The 1,226-nt window shown below is 47.5% G+C and carries 1 protein-coding gene; it reads right to left on the bottom strand.

Features of this window, described 5'->3' with window-relative positions; genetic code table 11:
• A partial coding sequence (locus B4H32_RS04325; RefSeq protein WP_286800305.1) for a YgiQ family radical SAM protein occupies positions 1 to 1,226 on the bottom strand: 1,226 nt, incomplete at both ends.

Here is a 1,226-nt window from a genome sequence, read left to right as displayed (position 1 = left end):
GTGGGTTTTTACCTGAATAATACATGGTGGTGGCGGTGGCCATTGGCGATGGATAGAACGTCTGTACCTGATCGGCACGGAAACCGTTCTTCTTCAACCAGACCGCCAGATTCATCATGTCATAGTCGGTTGTACCTGGATGTGCAGCAATAAAGTATGGAATCAAATACTGTTCCTTACCCGCTTCCTTACTAAAACGCTCAAACATTTGCTTAAAGCGGTCATAGGTACCAATTCCAGGTTTCATCATCTTGGAGAGTGGCCCCTGTTCGGTATGCTCAGGCGCAATCTTCAGGTAACCACCGACATGGTGCTGTACCAGTTCCTTGACATATTCAGGATTGAGTACCGCAAGGTCATAACGCAGGCCAGAACCAATCAGAATCTTCTTCACACCCTTGATTTCACGTGCCTTACGGTACAGCTGAACCAGTGGCGCATGATCGGTGTGCAGGTTCTGGCATACGCCTGGATAGACACAGGATGGCTTACGACAGTTCTTCTCAATTTCAGGATCATTGCAGTGCAGACGGTACATATTGGCGGTTGGACCACCCAAGTCTGAAATAATGCCTGTAAAATTCGGTGCAGTATCACGGATCTTTTCAATTTCACGTAAAATCGAGTCTTCCGAACGGTTCTGGATAATCCGCCCCTCATGCTCCGTAATCGAACAGAATGTACAGCCACCAAAACAGCCACGCATGATGTTGACAGAGAACTTGATCATGTCAAATGCAGGGAAACGTGCATCCCCATAGGCAGGGTGTGGTAAACGTGCATACGGCAAGTCAAACACGTAATCCATTTCCTCTGTGGTCAGTGGAATAGGCGGTGGATTAATCCAGACATCACGTTCACCGTGGCGTTGAACAAGGGCACGCGCATTGCCTGGATTGGTTTCAAGATGCAAAATACGGTTGGCATGGGCATACAGCACATGGTCATTCGCCACCTCTTCAAATGAGGGCAAACGAATCACCGCCAGTTCACGTGGTGGCAGTTTATGCTTAATTGCCTTGGATGGTGCAGCTCTCAGTTGCACAATCTGGGTATCAGGGTCTAACTGATTGCCCTCACGTACAATTGGATTTGCCACAATTTCTTTCTGGAAATTTTGATATTGGGCTAAGGAATTGCCTTTTTCTTTCTCAACCTCGCAACCATCAATGTCTTCTGTCATCACATACGGATTGATGATGGGATCGACACGTCCAATGGTATCG

Origin of the sequence: Acinetobacter sp. UBA2063, from assembly GCF_002333245.1 — a bacterium.
Classification (GTDB): domain Bacteria; phylum Pseudomonadota; class Gammaproteobacteria; order Pseudomonadales; family Moraxellaceae; genus Acinetobacter; species Acinetobacter parvus.
The sequence above is the reverse complement of the archived record's forward strand: the minus strand, read 5'-3'. Positions and strand labels throughout refer to the sequence as shown.